The sequence below is a fragment of the Isoptericola sp. NPDC056578 genome, from assembly GCF_042793275.1.
GTDB lineage: Bacteria > Actinomycetota > Actinomycetes > Actinomycetales > Cellulomonadaceae > Isoptericola.
The window spans coordinates 1-15,051 of sequence record NZ_JBHTVC010000010.1; the positions used below are offsets into that span (position 1 = coordinate 1).

At 75.8% G+C, this 15,051-nt stretch carries 13 protein-coding genes; 7 read left to right on the plus strand and 6 right to left on the minus strand.

The window, feature by feature from the left end; all coding sequences use genetic code 11:
• The 6 genes from ACFQ80_RS06080 to ACFQ80_RS06105 all read left to right on the plus strand — a co-directional run.
• On the plus strand, nt 1-229 hold a 229-nt coding region (locus tag ACFQ80_RS06080; protein ID WP_430562977.1), incomplete at its 5' end, for a copper transporter.
• Nucleotides 229-1,131 (plus strand): hypothetical protein, encoded by a 903-nt coding sequence (locus ACFQ80_RS06085; RefSeq protein WP_430562978.1) that lies wholly within the window; start codon nt 229-231, stop codon nt 1,129-1,131. The genes ACFQ80_RS06080 and ACFQ80_RS06085, both read left to right, overlap by 1 nt.
• 4 nt (nt 1,132-1,135) lie before the next feature.
• Nucleotides 1,136-2,797, plus strand: coding sequence for a murein biosynthesis integral membrane protein MurJ (gene murJ, locus ACFQ80_RS06090; protein ID WP_430562979.1), 1,662 nt, complete (start codon nt 1,136-1,138; stop codon nt 2,795-2,797).
• 58 nt (nt 2,798-2,855) lie between these two features.
• Nucleotides 2,856-4,538, plus strand: a complete 1,683-nt coding sequence (locus ACFQ80_RS06095) for a CTP synthase (RefSeq protein WP_430551722.1) — start codon at nt 2,856-2,858, stop codon at nt 4,536-4,538.
• Complete coding sequence (locus ACFQ80_RS06100; protein WP_430562980.1) at nt 4,535-5,191, plus strand: NUDIX domain-containing protein; 657 nt, start codon at nt 4,535-4,537, stop codon at nt 5,189-5,191. Before ACFQ80_RS06095 ends, ACFQ80_RS06100 begins: the two co-directional genes overlap by 4 nt.
• Before the next feature lie 22 nt (nt 5,192-5,213).
• Nucleotides 5,214-8,627 carry an ATP-binding protein gene (locus tag ACFQ80_RS06105; RefSeq protein WP_430562981.1) on the plus strand — a complete coding sequence of 1,138 codons (3,414 nt, stop codon included), beginning with the start codon at nt 5,214-5,216 and terminating at the stop codon, nt 8,625-8,627.
• On the opposite strand, the gene ACFQ80_RS06110 is transcribed toward ACFQ80_RS06105, so the two are convergent.
• The 6 genes from ACFQ80_RS06110 to ACFQ80_RS06135 all read right to left on the minus strand — a co-directional run bounded on the left by ACFQ80_RS06110 (nt 8,609) and on the right by ACFQ80_RS06135 (nt 14,148).
• Entirely contained in the window at nt 8,609-9,454 is an 846-nt protein-coding gene (locus ACFQ80_RS06110; protein WP_430562982.1) for an ABC transporter permease, read from the minus strand. The two genes, ACFQ80_RS06105 and ACFQ80_RS06110, sit on opposite strands and share 19 nt — an antisense overlap.
• Nucleotides 9,451-10,461 (minus strand): ATP-binding cassette domain-containing protein, encoded by a 1,011-nt coding sequence (locus ACFQ80_RS06115; RefSeq protein WP_430562983.1) that lies wholly within the window; start codon nt 10,459-10,461, stop codon nt 9,451-9,453. Before ACFQ80_RS06115 ends, ACFQ80_RS06110 begins: the two co-directional genes overlap by 4 nt.
• A 77-nt stretch (nt 10,462-10,538) precedes the next feature.
• Nucleotides 10,539-11,267, minus strand: coding sequence for an aminotransferase class IV (locus tag ACFQ80_RS06120; RefSeq protein ID WP_430562984.1), 729 nt, complete (start codon nt 11,265-11,267; stop codon nt 10,539-10,541).
• Nucleotides 11,268-11,305: 38 nt separating this feature from the next.
• Nucleotides 11,306-12,277: a heme A synthase gene (locus tag ACFQ80_RS06125; RefSeq protein ID WP_430562985.1), complete on the minus strand. Its 972-nt coding sequence runs from the start codon at nt 12,275-12,277 to the stop codon at nt 11,306-11,308.
• 87 nt (nt 12,278-12,364) lie between these two features.
• Nucleotides 12,365-13,138, minus strand: coding sequence for an ABC transporter permease (locus ACFQ80_RS06130; RefSeq protein ID WP_430562986.1), 774 nt, complete (start codon nt 13,136-13,138; stop codon nt 12,365-12,367).
• Nucleotides 13,135-14,148, minus strand: a complete 1,014-nt coding sequence (locus ACFQ80_RS06135; RefSeq protein WP_430563038.1) for an ABC transporter ATP-binding protein — start codon at nt 14,146-14,148, stop codon at nt 13,135-13,137. Before ACFQ80_RS06135 ends, ACFQ80_RS06130 begins: the two co-directional genes overlap by 4 nt.
• A 134-nt stretch (nt 14,149-14,282) precedes the next feature.
• Between ACFQ80_RS06135 and ACFQ80_RS06140 the strand changes: the two genes are divergently transcribed.
• Nucleotides 14,283-14,921: an HdeD family acid-resistance protein gene (locus ACFQ80_RS06140; protein ID WP_430562987.1), complete on the plus strand. Its 639-nt coding sequence runs from the start codon at nt 14,283-14,285 to the stop codon at nt 14,919-14,921.
• The last annotated feature ends 130 nt before the right edge of the window (nt 14,922-15,051 follow it).

The window sequence follows — 15,051 nt, forward strand, 5'->3', positions numbered from 1 at the left end:
GGGGCCGACGACGCAGGACGGGGACCTGATCGCCACGATCCGCGCCGACGACCGGCTCAGGGATCTGGTGAGCACGGTCAGCGGGGTGGAGCAGACGACGGGGCAGATCGTCGTGCCGCTCGCGATCGCGGCCCAGGACGCCGGCGCCGTCGACCAGTACGGCTTCGAGGAGGGCGCGTCCGTCCTCCCGCCGGTGGTCGAGCAGGGTGAGACGCAGGGGAACGGCTGATGGCGGGCGGTACCGGCATCGGCGCGCTGCTGCGCGGCGCGGCCGTCGCGGCGGCGGGCACGGCGCTCGCCCGGCGCGCGCTCGAGACCGACCCGCCCGGCGGCGCCGCGCGCTGGACCCGCACCAACCACCGCGGGGAACCGGTGAGCATGCTCGAGGGCCCGGCCGTCGCGGCCGGGCTCGTCGCGGGGACCCTCGCGGCGGGCGGCGGACGGGCGCGGACCGGGGCCGCGCTCGCGACCGCCGGTGCGGCCGCGTTCGGGCTCGTCGACGACCTCGCCGAGGACACCAGCACCCGCGTCAAGGGCCTCCGCGGCCACCTGGGCGCGCTCGCCGAGGGGCGCCTCACGACGGGCGGGCTCAAGGTGCTCGGCATCGGCGCGACGGCGCTCGCCGGCGCGGCGGTCGGCACCCGTCGTCGCCCCGGCGGGAGCGCGGCAGGTCACCTGCTGGACGTCGCGGTGAACGGCGCCCTGGTGGCCGGGACGGCCAACCTGCTCAACCTCCTCGACCTGCGTCCCGGCCGGGCGCTCAAGGCGTCCGCGGCCCTGAGCCTGCCCGTGGCGGGCGGCGCGGCCGGCGCGGGGACCGGCGTCGTCCTCGGGGCGGCCGCCGTCGCGGCGCCGGGTGACCTCGCCGAGCGCGACATGCTCGGCGACGGCGGCGCGAACGCACTCGGCGCGCTGGTCGGTGCGCAGTGGGCGTTCGGCGCCCCGCGCGGGGTGCGCCTCGCCGCGCTGGCGTCGGTCGTCGGGCTCACCCTCGCGTCCGAGCGCGTGAGCTTCTCCGCCGTCATCCAGCGCACGCCGTGGCTGCGTGCCGCGGACGGGTGGGGTCGCCGCCCGGCGGCGACGCCGGACCGGCCGCAGGACCCGGCGCGGGAACCCGCCGCGGGGGAGTGAACCCATGACGTCGCGCCCGGGCGGGCTGCGGGCGGCGACCCAGACGCTCGCCGGCGCCGCCGTCATGATCACCGTCGTGACGGTGGCGAGCCGGCTGGTCGGGTTCGCCCGGTCGTTGGTGCTGTCGTGGGCGGTGGGCACCGAAGGCGTCGGCCCGGCGTACAGCGCGGCCAACCTGCTGCCGAACGTGCTGTTCGAGGTGGCCGCGGGCGGCGCCCTCGCGGGCGCCGTCGTGCCGCTGCTCGCCGGGCCGATCGCGCGGCGCTCCGCACGGGAGACCTCCGGGGTGGCCTCGGCGCTGCTCGGGTGGACCCTCGCGGTCCTCGTGCCGCTCGGCGCCCTGCTCGCGATCCTGGCCGGGCCGATCGCGACGCTGCTCATGGCGGCCAAGCACCCCGAGCTCGTCGACGTCACCGCCACGTTCGTGCGGACGTTCGCGCTCCAGGTGCCCCTGTACGGGCTCGCGGTGGTGCTCGGCGGCATCCTGCAGGCCCACAAGCGGTTCTTCTGGCAGGCGTTCGCCCCGCTGCTGTCCAGCGTCGCCGTCATCGTCGTGTACCTCGTGTTCGTCTCGATGGCGGGCGGGAACCGGGACGACATCGAGGCGATCTCCACCTCCGCGATCGGCTGGCTGGGCTGGGGCACGACGGCGGGCGTCGCCGTGCTCGCGCTGCCCCTCGTGCTGCCGGTGCGGCGGACGGGGACGCGGCTGCGCCCCACGCTGCGGTTTCCGGGCGGCGAGGGCACCCGCGCCCGCAACCTCGCGCTGGCGGGCGTCGGCGCCCTCGTGGCGCAGCAGCTGTCCGTGCTCGCCGTGATGGGCGCGGCCCTGCAGTTCGGGCCGTCGCAGACCTTCCCCACGTACACGTTCGCCCAGCAGGTGTACCTGCTGCCCTACGCCGTGCTGGCGTTCCCGCTCGCGACGAGCGCGTTCCCGCGCCTCGCCGAGCACGTGGCGCACGGTCGCCACGACCGGTTCCGGGGGCTGCTCGCCACGACCACCCGCACGCTGCTCGTGGTGTCCGGGCTGGGCGCGGGCGCGCTGGTCGCCGCGTCGCAGGCCGTGGAGGCGGTGTTCGCGCGCATCGCGAGCGGGTCGGTCGCGGGGCTCGGCGACGCCGTCGCGTGGATGGCGCCGGGGATCGTCGGGTTCGCGCTGATCCTGCACCTGTCGCGGGCGCTGTACGCGATCGACCACCAACGGGTGGCGGTGGTCGTCACGGCGGCCGGGTGGCTGGTCGTGGCCGTGGCGGCGTTCGCGCTGCCCGCCGCGACGGGCGTCCGGGACCAGGCGGGGGTGCTCGCCCAGCTCGGGCTGGCCACGGCGGTGGGCATGACCGTCGCCGGGGCGGGCCTGCTCGCGGCCGTGGGCCGGTACGCCGGGCGCGAGGCGCTGCGGGGCGTCCTACGGACCCTCGTCGTGCTCGTCGTCGCGACCGGGCTCGGGGCGTGGGCGGGGTCGCTGGTGTCGGGCGCGCTGCTCCCGGCGGACGCCGCGATCCTCCCGGCGCTGGGCGTCGGGGTGCTCGCTGCCGTGGTCGGGGGCGTCGTCGTCGTGGGCGGCTTCCTGCTGGCCGACCGGTCCGCCGTGACGGGGATCGTGCGGCGCCGCGGCCCCGCGCCGTCGGACGAGCCGGCCGAACCGGCCGACCGACCCGCGGAGTGACCAGACACACCGCGGGGCCCGCGTGCCGCCGTCCGACCCGCTGTTAGGATGGAGTTCCGTGGCCGACACCGCGAACAGACTCCAGCCCCGCTCCTCCAGCCGTACGGGTGCCACGCACCAGACGCGGCACATCTTCGTGACGGGCGGTGTGGCCTCGTCTCTCGGCAAGGGACTCACCGCCTCCTCGCTCGGGCGCCTGCTGCGCTCGCGGGGCCTGCGGGTCACGATGCAGAAGCTCGACCCGTACCTCAACGTGGACCCGGGCACGATGAACCCGTTCCAGCACGGCGAGGTCTTCGTCACCGAGGACGGCGCCGAGACCGACCTCGACATCGGTCACTACGAGCGGTTCCTCGACGTGGAGCTGCCGGCCTCGTCGAACGTCACCACCGGTCAGGTCTACTCCCGCGTGATCGCCAAGGAGCGCCGCGGCGAGTACCTCGGCGACACGGTCCAGGTGATCCCGCACATCACGGACGAGATCAAGTCGCGCATGCGTGACCAGGCGGGCCCCGACGTCGACGTGATCATCACCGAGATCGGCGGCACCGTCGGCGACATCGAGTCCCAGCCGTTCCTCGAGGCCGCGCGCCAGGTGCGGCACGAGCTCGGCCGTGACGACTGCTTCTTCCTGCACGTCTCGCTCGTGCCGTACATCGGCCCGTCGGGCGAGCTGAAGACCAAGCCGACCCAGCACTCGGTGGCCGCCCTGCGCTCCATCGGCATCCAGCCCGACGCGATCGTGCTGCGGGCCGACCGCGTGGTCCCGGAGTCGATCAAGCGCAAGATCGCGCTCATGTGCGACGTCGACAACGAGGCCGTCGTCAACGCGGTCGACGCGCCGAGCATCTACGACATCCCGCGCGTGCTGCACGCCGAGGGCCTGGACGCCTACGTCGTGCGCCGCCTCGACCTGCCCTTCCACGACGTCGACTGGGACGGCTGGAGCCAGCTCCTGGAGCGCGTGCACGAGCCGGAGCACAACGTCGAGATCGCGCTCGTCGGCAAGTACATCGACCTTCCCGACGCGTACCTGTCGGTGACCGAGGCGCTGCGCGCCGGCGGCTTCGACAACGACGCGAAGGTGGGCGTCCGGTGGGTGGCCGCCGACGACTGCCAGACCCCCGAGGGCGCGCAGGAGGCGCTGGAGGGCGTCGACGCGGTGCTGGTGCCCGGCGGGTTCGGCGTGCGCGGCATCGACGGCAAGGTCGGTGCCCTGCGCTGGGCGCGCGAGAACCTCGTGCCGACGCTGGGCATCTGCCTGGGCCTGCAGTCGATGGTCATCGAGTACGCGCGCAACGTGCTCGGTCTCGAGGACGCCTCGTCGACCGAGTTCGACCCGAACAGCACGCACCCCGTCATCGCGACGATGGCCGAGCAGCTGGCGATCGTGGGCGGCGACGGCGACCTGGGCGGCACCATGCGCCTCGGGGCGTACGACGCCCACCTCGGAGCGGGTTCGGTCGTCGCCAAGGCGTACGGCAGCGAGCGGGTGTCGGAGCGCCACCGCCACCGGTACGAGGTCAACAACGCGTACCGCGCCCAGCTCGAGGAGGCCGGCCTGGTGTTCTCGGGCACGTCCCCCGACGCGCAGCTCGTGGAGTTCGTGGAGCTGCCCGCGGACGTGCACCCGTACTACGTGAGCACCCAGGCGCACCCGGAGTTCAAGTCGCGCCCCACCCGCTCGCACCCGCTCTTCTCCGGGCTGGTCGCGGCGGCGCTCGAGCGCCAGGGCGCGTGACGGCGCCCGACGTCGCACCGGGGGCCGGCCCGTCCGTCGCGGACGAGCCTTTCCCGCGGCCGGTGCTGCGGCACGAGGTGCTGCAGCACGGCCGCATCGTCGACCTGGTGCGCGACGAGGTCGACCTCGGCGCCGCGGGCATCGTGACCCGGGAGTACGTGGTGCACCCGGGCGCGGTCGCGGTCGTCGCGCTCGACGACGCCGACCGGGTCCTGCTGCTGCGGCAGTACCGTCACCCGGTGCGGGCGCGGATGTGGGAGGTCCCGGCCGGGCTCCTCGACGTCGACGGCGAGCCCCCGGCGGAGGCGGCCGCCCGCGAGCTCGCGGAGGAGACCGACACCACCGCGGCGCGGTGGCACGTGCTCGCCGACTTCGCGTCGTCGCCCGGCAGCAGCGACGAGGCGGTGCGTGTCTTCCTCGCCCGCGGCCTCGGCCGGGTGCCCGACGCCGACCGGCACACGCGCACGGGCGAGGAGTCCGAGATCGAGCTCCGGTGGGTGCCGCTGGACGAGGCGGTCGCCCGGGTGCTCGACGGCAGCCTGCACAACCCGTCGGCCGTCGTGGGCGTCCTCGCCGCGGCGACGAGCCGTGCGGGCGGGTGGGCGTCGCTGCGGCCGGCGGACGCCCCCTGGCCCTCGCGGCGGGGCGCCTGAGCGGCCGGTAGGCTCCACAGGCGTGCGTGACGCCCTCGACCCCGATCCCGCTCCCGACGACGCGCCGCCGGGCGCGCCCGGGGTGCGGGTCCTCGGCCCGGTCCGGGTCGCGGGTCCGGACGGAGCCGAGCGCGCTCCCCGCGGGGCACGTGCCGCGGCGCTGGTCGCGCTCCTCGCCCTCGCCGGGCACCGGGGCGTCTCCTCCGGCGTCCTCGTCGACCGGCTGTGGCAGGAGTCGCTTCCCGGCGACCCGCGGGCCGCGCTCCAGAACCTCGTCTCGCGGCTGCGTGCGGTCGCCGGCCGCGGTGTCGTGCGCGCGACCGAGACCGGCTACGCCCTGGGCGTCACCTCCGACCTGGACCGGGTGCGCGACGGGCTGACCCGGGCACGCCGCGAGGTCGTCTCGGGAGACCCGGCGGTCGCCCAGGCGACCGCGGAGGACGCCCTGCGCCTGTGGGCCGGCGCGCCCGGCGGCGACCTCGAGGGCGGCGAGTTCGCCGACGTCGCGCGCGAGCTGGCGACCGTCGCGCAGCGCTGGCGCGACGAGCTCCGTCTGGTGCGTCGTGACGCGGCCGAGGCCGCGGGCCAGCACGCCGTCGTCGCCGAGGCCGCCGGGGCGGACGTCGCCGCGGACCCCACGGACGAGGACGCCGCCCGCGCGCTCATGGGGGCCCTGGGCGGGCTCGGCCGGCCGGCGGAGGCGCTGCGCGTCTTCACCCGCCTGCGGTCGGTCCTGGTGCGCGAGCTGGGCAGCGAGCCCGGCCCCGCCACCGTCGCGCTCTACGAACGCCTCGCCGCCGACGTCGCCGGGGACGGCACGCCGGCGGTGCCGTCCCCGGCCCCGTCCACGGCCGTGCCGACCGGCGCGGGGGGAGCGGCCGCGGCGCCCGCCCGGGCGCCCGCCGGGACGGCCCGCGGCCTCCGGCGCTACCCGACGCCCCTGCTGGGACGCGAGGCCGATGTCGCCGCCGTCCGTGACGCCCTCGGGGCGGCGCGGCTCGTCACGGTCCTGGGGCCGGGCGGGCTGGGCAAGACGCGGCTCGCGCAGGAGGTGGCGCGCCGCGCGGTCGACGACACGGGCCTCGTGGTCGTCGTCGAGCTGGTCGGCGTGCGCTCCGACGACGACGTCGTCCTGGCGCTCGCCGACGCGCTGGGCGTGGCGCCCGGCTCGAGCACCCTGCGCCTGGCCGACCGGCTCCAGGCCGGCGACCTGGCGAGCCAGGTCGCCGCGCGGCTGCGCGACGCCGACGCGCTCGTCGTCCTGGACAACTGCGAGCACGTCGTGGAGGGGGCCGCCCGGTGGGCCGGCACGCTGCTGGACGTCTCGCCGCGGCTGCGGGTGCTGGCCACCAGCCGGACGCCGCTGCTGCTGGAGGAGGAGTCGACGTACGCGCCCGCGCCGCTCGGTGCCGACCCGGACGGCGAGGACGGCGGCCCCGCGGTGCGGCTGTTCGTCGAGCGGGCCCGCGCGGTGCGCCCTGACGCCCTGCTGGACCGCGCGGCCGTCGCGCGCCTGTGCGACCGCCTGGACGGCCTTCCGCTGGCCATCGAGCTGGCGGCCGCGCGCGTGCGGACCCTCAGCGTCGCCGAGGTCGAGGCGCGGCTCGACGAGCGGTTCGCCCTGCTCCGGGTGCGCGACCGCTCGGTGCCCGACCGGCACCGCACGCTCGAAGCCGTGCTCGACTGGAGCTGGAACCTGCTCACGGCCGGGCAGCAGGCGCTGTGGCGGCGTGCCGCGACGCTCCCCGACGGCTTCTCCGCGGAGGCGGCGCGCGCCCTGCTGCCCGGCGTGCCCGGGTGGCAGGTGGACGACGACGTCACGGCGCTGGAGCTGCAGTCCCTGGTGCGCGTCGAGGAGGCCGACGGCGCCACCCGGTACCGGATGGTCGAGACCGTGCGGGAGTTCGGGCTGCTGCGGCTCGCCGCGGCGGGGGAGGAGGCGGCCGCCGACGCGGCCGTGCTCGCGTGGTCGCTGACGGTGTCCCGGCGGTGCGCCTCCCGGATGCTGAGCCCGCGCCAGCGCGACGCCGTCGCGGAGCTCGGCCGGGAGCAGGAGAACCTGCTGTTCGCGGTGCGGCGCGCGATGGAGCTGGGCCGGCCCGACGCCGTGGTGCACGGCTTCGTCGGCCTGCTCGGCACCTGGGCCGTGCGCGGCGCGGAGGAGCGCGTCATCGGTCTGGTGCCCGGGGTGCTGCACTCCCTCGAGGGGTGGGCGGTGCCCGAGGAGCATGCGGACGCCACGGCGATCGCGCTCGAGGCGATCGCGGCGGCGTCGGTCTTCGGCGTCCCCGGCGAGGCGGCGCGCCCGCTGGCGCGCCTGCGGCGGTTGCTGCGTACGAGCGGGTCGGTGGGGTCGCGCACGCGAGAGCTCGCGGACCTCGTCCTGGCCAGGACCCCCGAGGACGTGCAGGTCGTGCTCACCCGGCTCCAGGGGTCGGACGACGGGTACACCGCCCTGCTGGGGCACATGTTCGAGGCGCAGCAGCGGGAGAACGACGGCGAGATCGCGCGGGCCGTCGAGCTCGCGCGGGCGGCGCACGACGTCGCGCGCGGGATCGACGACGCCGCGGCGTCGGCCATGACGGCGATGGTCCTCGCGTCGTTCCTCGCGGAACGGGGCGAGTCGGCCGAGGCGGTCCGCTGGGTCGCCGCCGCGAAGCAGGGCGTGATCGCGATCGGGGCGGAGGAGATGCAGTGGCAGGTCCGCTGGATCGAGCTCGGCGCCGCGCTCACCCTCGGTGATCTCGGCTCGGCCGAGGCCGTCGTCGCGTCGATGGTCCCCACCGTCGAGGGCGCGCACGGCGGGCGGGAGGCCCAGGCCCGCGGCGTCGTCGAGCTCGGTCGCGGCGAGCTGGCGTGGGCACGCGGCGACCGCACGGCGGCGCTCGCGCACCTCGCGCGGTCGCTGGAGACGTTCGGCGCGGGACAGCCGGAGGGGGACGCCGCGCCGTGGTTCCTCCTGCTGGCGTCGGCCACCCTGGTCCGGCGGGTGCAGGCGGGGGCCGACGAGGCCGGCCTCGCGCGCCGGATCGTCGACGTGGGTCGGAAGGTGCGCGGCGGCGGGCGCGGCTTCGTCGACCGGCCCGTGCTGGCGACGTCGTCGGTCGGCGTCGCGTACTGGGCCTGCCTCGTCCCCGCGGGGTCGGGCGACCTGGACCCCGGGCGGGTGACGGCGGGCGTCGAGCTGCTGACGATCGCCGGCCTGCTGGGGGCGCGTCAGGACCTGCCCGCCCTGCGGCTCGACGCGCTGCGCGCGGAGGTGGTCGACGCCCTCGCCGCGCACGGCGCGGACGTCGTGCGCGCGGGGGAGCGGCGGGCCGAGGCCCTCGACCGCGGCGACCTGGTGGCGCGCGCGGACGAGCTCCTGGTCCGCCTCGTGGGGGAGGCGGACCAGGAGCTCGGGCACCACGGGCCGGATCAGGCCTTCTTCATGTAGCTCCGCACGGCGAGCGGGGCGAACACCGCCACGACGACGGCGCAGCTCAGCAGCGCGATGCCGACCTGGCCGGTCACGCTGCCGGTGCTGGCGAGGTCGCGCACCGCCGTCACCAGGTGCGACACGGGGTTGACGTTGACGAAGCCCTGCAGCCAGCCGGGCATCGTGTCCACCGGGACGAACGCGTTGGACAGGAACGTCAGCGGGAAGAGCACCAGGAACGAGATGCCCTGGACGGACGACGCGGAGCGGCCGATGACGCCGAAGAACGCGAAGATCCAGCTCAGGGACCACGCGCAGACGATGACCAGCAGGCCGGCGAGCAGCACGCCGCCGACGCCACCGCCCGGTCGCCAGCCCATCACGAGGCCCATGACGATGGTCAGCGTCGTGGCGATGAGGTAGCGGACGAGGTCCGCGACCAGGGCACCGGCGAGCGGGGCGATGCGGGCGATGGGCAAGGACTTGAACCGGTCGAACACGCCCTTGTCCATGTCCTCGCGCAGCTGGGTGCCGGTGACGGCGGAGGCCGTGATGACGGTCTGCACGAGGATGCCGGGGATGATGACGGGCAGGTAGGCCGCGATGCTGCCGGAGATCGCCCCGCCGAAGATGTACGTGAACATCAGGGTGAAGATGATCGGCTGCACCGTGACGTCGATGAGCTGCTCGGGCGTGCGGCGGATCTTGATGAGGCCGCGGCGCGCCATGGCGAGGGAGTCGGACACGGCCTGACCGACGGTGACGCGGTTGCGCAGGGTGCGGTCGGCTCCGGGGACGATGCGTCCGCCGTGGACCTGGGCCGGCGCGGTGGTGAGGGTGGTCATGCGGAGATCTCCTCGAGCTCGGGGGAGCCGGCGGCGGCGCTCGCGGACCGGTCCGTCGCGGACTGGTCGGTGGCGTCGTGGCCGGTCAGGGTCAGGAACACCTCGTCGAGGGTCGGCTTGTCCATCGACAGGCCGTCGAGGTCGATGCCGGCGCCGCGCAGGCGGACCAGCAGGTCGGTCACGCGGGCCGGGTCGGCGACGGGCACGGTGAGGCGTCGGGCCTCGGGGGAGACCGTCGCCGCGACGCCGAGCACCTCCTGCACCGCCGCCTGGGCGGCGGGGGCGTCGTCGGGGCGCACGAGAGCGAGCTGGAGGGACTGCTGCCCGACCGACGACTTGAGCTCGTCGGCGGTGCCCTCGGCGACCACGTGGCCGCGGTCGATCACGGCGATGCGGTCGGCGAGCTGGTCCGCCTCGTCGAGGTACTGCGTGGTGAGCAGCACGGTCGAGCCCGTCGCGACGAGGCGGCGGATGGTGTCCCACATCTGGGCGCGGGTGCGCGGGTCGAGGCCCGTGGTGGGCTCGTCCAGGAAGAGCAGCGGGGGCTGCGCGATGAGGCTCGCGGCCAGGTCGAGGCGGCGCCGCATGCCGCCGGAGAAGTTCTTCAGCGGGCGCGCGGCGGCGTCGGTGAGGCTGAACTCCTCGAGCAGGTCGCGGGTGCGGCGCGTCGCGGCGGAGCCCTTGAGCCCGTTGAGCCGGCAGAACAGCAGGAGGTTCTCGGTGGCGCTGAGCGTCTCGTCGACGGACGCGTACTGCCCCGTGACGCCGATGAGCTGCCGCACGACGAACGGCTCGCGCGACACGTCGTGGCCGAAGACGGACGCCCGGCCGGCGTCGGGCCGCAGGAGCGTCGCGAGCATGCGGATCGTGGTGGTCTTCCCGGCGCCGTTCGGGCCGAGGACCCCGTAGACCGTGCCGGTGGCGACCTCGAGGTCGACCCCGTCCACGGCGCGGTTGTCGCCGAAGGTCTTGACGAGGCCCTCGGCCTCGATCGCGGTGGTGGTCATGGCACCACCGTGCGGGGTGCCGCTCCCAGCGTGCTGTCACGGCGCTGTCACGCGCTCGCACGCCTGCCGTCGGCGACCTACGGCACCTGCCAGGGCAGCGCGGCCACCCGGCGGCGGATCTCCTCCACGGGCCTCGTCGCGTCCGGGAGGTCCACCCCGTCGACCGAGGCGACGGCGACGATGCCGATCGAGTTGACGAGGAACGCCCCCGCGAAGCGGCCCAGGTCGTCGACGTGCACGGCGGCGGTCCGGGACGGCGTCGTCTCCTCGATCAGGGCGAGTCCGGTGCCGCGCAGGTGCGGGGCGGCGGGCCAGGTCACCTCGCCCGCCGGACCGAGGAGGCCGACGTTGGCGATCGTCGACTCCGCGACGGCGCCGTCCGGGCCGACGAGCAGCGCGTCGTCGTAGCCCTCGCGCCCCACCTGCCGCGCCCACTGGGCCTGCGCGAAGCCGCCCAGGTGCTTGAGGTGCGCGAACGGGCGCAGGTACGGCACGGAGCGCAGGCGCTGGGGAAGGGTGGGCGGACGGCGGGGGTCGGCCACCTGCACGGCGACGTGGTCCGGGTCGCGCAGCACGACCCGCACGGAGGCGTCGGCCCGCCCCGCGAGCGCGTGCCGCACGAGGCGGCGGACCCGGTCGCCGTCGAGCCCCTGCCCGAAGATCTCGCGGTGCGCGGCGTCGAGCCGCGCGAGGTGGTGGCTCAGTCCCTGCACGCCGCCGCCGCGCACCTGCATGGCGGTGAAGTGGCCGTCGGTGGAGACGACCTGCTCGGCCGTCGCGGGGCGGCCGTCGACCTCGATGTGCACGGCGCCACGGTAGCGCGGCGGCCCGGGGACGCCGGGCGTCAGGACCGGGTGCGCAGCCGCAGGACGGCGTTCGCGGTGGCCCAGGCGAGGCAGCCGGCACCCACGAGGTGGAAGCCGACGAGCAGCTCGGGCAGGCCGGTGAAGTACTGCACGTAGCCGATGAGACCCTGCGCCAGGGTGACGGCGAGCAGCAGCCACGCGCCCTTGCGGGCCGCGGCGACGCGCGGGCCGGCGGCCGCGCGGTGCAGCAGCACCAGCAGCACGACGAGCGTGACGAGGAACAGCCACACGGACTCGGAGTGCGCCCGGGTCATGGTCAGCGGGTCGAGCGCCAGCCGGTACCCGACCGTGTCGTCGCCCGAGTGCGGACCGGAACCCGTGACGAGCACGCCCAGCGTGACGACCGGCATCAGCAGCAGGCCGAGCAGGGCGCCGACGGTCGCGACGCCGCGGCCCGCGACGCGCTGCGGGGGGCCGTCGCCCTCGCCGTGCCGGTGCAGCAGGTACGCGCTGAACCACACGAGCGCCACGGAGACGCCGAAGTGCAGGGAGACCCAGCCCGGGTGCAGGTGCAGCAGCACCACGATGCCCCCGATGACCGCCTGGGTGAGCACGCCCGCCAGGGGCACGATGCCGAGGGCGCGGTACGTCTCCGACCGGCGGCGGTCGGTCCAGACCAGGAGCAGCACCATGACGCCGATGACGCTCAGCACGCCGGTCATGGTCCGGTTGCCGAACTCGACGAACGAGTGGATCGAGGACGCCTCGTGGAACACGGGGGTGAAGTGCCCCGGCTCGCACATGGGCCAGGTGGAGCAGCCGAGCCCGGAGTCGGTGAGCCGCACCGCGCCGCCCGTGCCGATGACGAGGATCTGCCCGATGACGTTCGCCAGCAGCACGCCGCGGGTCCAGGGGCGGAACCGGGCGAGGCGGTCGGGGCGGTCGGTCCGGTCGGGCGTGGCGCCCGCGCCCGCCTCGGGGGCGGGCGCGGCGGGGCTCGGCGAGGTCACGGGTCCACGCTATCCCTCGGTCCGGGCCCCTCGGGCGGCGACGGCCGCCCCGCGATGTGACGTTGGCCCGGTCGGGTCAGCGTCCGGTCACTGCCACCGGAAGAAGCGGGCCGCGGCCCATCCGAGCAGCGCGGTCCAGGCGGCGAGCACCACGAGGGCGAGCGCGGGGACGCCGGTGCCGAGCAGAGCGCCGCGCATCGCCTCGCCGAGCGCCCCCGAGGGCAGGAACGTCGCGAGGTGCTCGAGCGCGCCGGGGAGCTGCTCCGGCGGCACCAGCAGCCCGCCGCCCACGACGAGGAGGACGAGGACGAGGTTGGCGAGCGCCAGCACGCCCTCCGCGCGCAGCGTGCCGGCCAGCAGGAGCGCCAGCGCGGTGAAGCACGCCGTGCCGAGCAGCCCGACGCCCACGGCCGCCAGGATCCCGCCCGCCGCGGGCTGCCAGCCCAGCGCGAGCGCGACCGCGCCGATCACCACGACCTGCACCACCTCGACCGCCAGGACGCCGAGCAGCTTGCCGGCGAGGAGCCCGCCGCGGCCGAGGGGCGTCGTCGCCAGCAGCCGCAGCACGCCGTTACGACGGTCGAACGCGGTGGCGATGGCCTGCGAGGTGAACGCCGTCGAGACGCAGGCGAGCGCGAGGACGCCCGGCGTCACGAAGTCGATGCGGGCCAGGCCGCCGGTGTCGATCTCGACGACGCTGGTCCGCGTCAGGCCGAGGAGCACCATGACCGGGAGCACGATCGTGACGAGCAGCTGCTCCCCGTTGCGCAGCACGGCCCGGGTCTCGAAGCCTGCCTGCGAGAGCACGCGCCGCCAGGCGGGAGCCGCGACGGCGGGGGCAGGGCCGGTGGTGGTGGTCATCGCAGGTGCCGTCCCGTCAGGTCGAGGAAGACGTCCTCGAGCGTGCGCCGGCCCACGGTGAGCCGGCTCGCGAGGACGTCGTGGTCGGCGAGCCACGCGGTGAGGGCGGCCAGGGTGCGCGGCCCGACGGGACCGGCGACGACGTACGAGCCGGGCTGCGGCTCGGTCACCGCCCAGGGCCCCCGCTCGCCGACCGAGCCGGACGACGAGCCGGACGACGAGCCGGGCGACGGGTCGAGCGTGGCGTCGAGGGCGCCCACGACGGCGGCAGGGTCCAGCCCCGCGACGGCGTCGAACCGGAGCGTGCGGTCGTCCTGCGCGTCGGGGGAGAGGAGCTCAGGCACGCTGCCGCTCGCGATGACGCGGCCGTGGTCGACGACGTGCACGCGGTCGGCGAGGTCCTCGGCCTCGTCCATGAGGTGCGTCGTGAGGACGACGGCGGTGCCCTCGTCGCGCAGCTCCCGCACGAGGTCCCAGACGGCGTGCCGGCTCTGGGGGTCCATGCCCGCGCTCGGCTCGTCGAGGAAGACCACCTCGGGCCGCCCGACGACCGCCGCCGCGAGGGACAGCCGCTGGCGCTGCCCGCCGGACAGCCGCCGCACCGTGGTCCGGGCGAACGAGCCGAGGCCGAGGCGCTCGCCGAGCTCTCCGAGGTCCCGCGGCGCCGCGTACATGGAGGCGACGTGGCGCAGGACCTCGCCGGCGCGGGCGCCGGTGGGCAGGCCGCCGTCCTGGAGCATGACGCCGACGCGGGGGCGCAGCGCACGGGCGTCGACCACGGGGTCGAGGCCGAGCACGTGCACGGAGCCGCCGTCGGGGGAGCGCAGCCCCTCGCAGCACTCGACGGTCGTGGTCTTGCCCGCGCCGTTCGGGCCGAGCACGGCCGTGACCGCTCCGGCGTCGGCGACGAGGTCCAGGCCTGCGACGACGTCGCGCCCGTCGTAGCGTTTGACCAGGCCCCGCACGCGGACGGCGGCCCCGGCGACGGGGTCGACGGAGTCGGCGCGCAGGTCCTCGGCAGAGTGCGCGGACGGCGTGACGCCGTCCGCGCCCGATGGCGCGATCGAGGTGGGCACCGGAAGATTCTACGGACGTCGCCCGGCCGGGTGGCGCACGCTCGTACGACTCGAGGAGCAGGACGGACATGACCTTCTACGCGTTCACGCCGCCCCAGGACGTCGCCGCGCTGGCGCGGCGGCTCTGGTACTGGCCGGTGGTGCGGGGCGTGCTCGCGCTGCTGTTCGGCCTGCTGGCGATCTTCCTGCCGGACAAGACACCCACGGTGCTGGTCCAGGTCTTCGGGGTGTTCGTGCTGGTCGACGGCCTGGTGAGCATCGTGGACGGGATCCGCCGGCGCGGGACGTCCGCGGGCTCGGTCAACACGGGCATCGGGATCGTGGCGCTGGTCTTCGGCGCGCTCCTGCTGCTCCTGCCCAAGGTGTTCCTCGGCGTCGTGCTGATCCTCGTGGCCATCTGGGCCCTGATCTTCGGCCTCCTGCAGCTCTTCGTCGTGCCGGCCATGCGGCGGCGCGGCGGGGCGTCGTGGGTGTGGAACCTGCTCGCCGGCCTGCTGCTGGTGGCGCTCGCGGTGGTGTGCTTCGCCAACCCGCCGAAGGCGATCGTGGGCCTGTCGATCGTGATCGGTGTGTTCGCGGTGGTCATCGGGATCGTGATGGTCGCCCTCGGGATCAAGCTGCGCCAGCTCGGCCGGCAGGGGCCCGGCGGGGGCGCGGGCGGCCGCCCGGGCGAGGTCATCGAGGGGCGCATCGTCACCGACGAGTGACGTTCGCGACACCGGGGCTCCTGGGGACCCCGGTGAGGCTTGCCTTGCTTGACATCCTGGATTACGCAACAAGGATGTTCCCTATATCGACGTCGTTCCCGGTGGTCGAGGTCTGCAGTGGGAGACCCGC

Bases quoted from the DNA above. Each gene is read 5' to 3' on its own strand.
- murJ (WP_430562979.1), top strand. From the start codon at position 1,136: ATGACGTCGCGCCCGGGCGGGCTGCGGGCGGCGACCCAGACGCTCGCC.
- ACFQ80_RS06110 (WP_430562982.1), bottom strand. From the start codon at position 9,454: ATGACCACCCTCACCACCGCGCCGGCCCAGGTCCACGGCGGACGCATC.
- ACFQ80_RS06115 (WP_430562983.1), bottom strand. From the start codon at position 10,461: ATGACCACCACCGCGATCGAGGCCGAGGGCCTCGTCAAGACCTTCGGC.
- ACFQ80_RS06085 (WP_430562978.1), top strand. From the start codon at position 229: ATGGCGGGCGGTACCGGCATCGGCGCGCTGCTGCGCGGCGCGGCCGTC.
- ACFQ80_RS06130 (WP_430562986.1), bottom strand. From the start codon at position 13,138: ATGACCACCACCACCGGCCCTGCCCCCGCCGTCGCGGCTCCCGCCTGG.
- ACFQ80_RS06140 (WP_430562987.1), top strand. From the start codon at position 14,283: ATGACCTTCTACGCGTTCACGCCGCCCCAGGACGTCGCCGCGCTGGCG.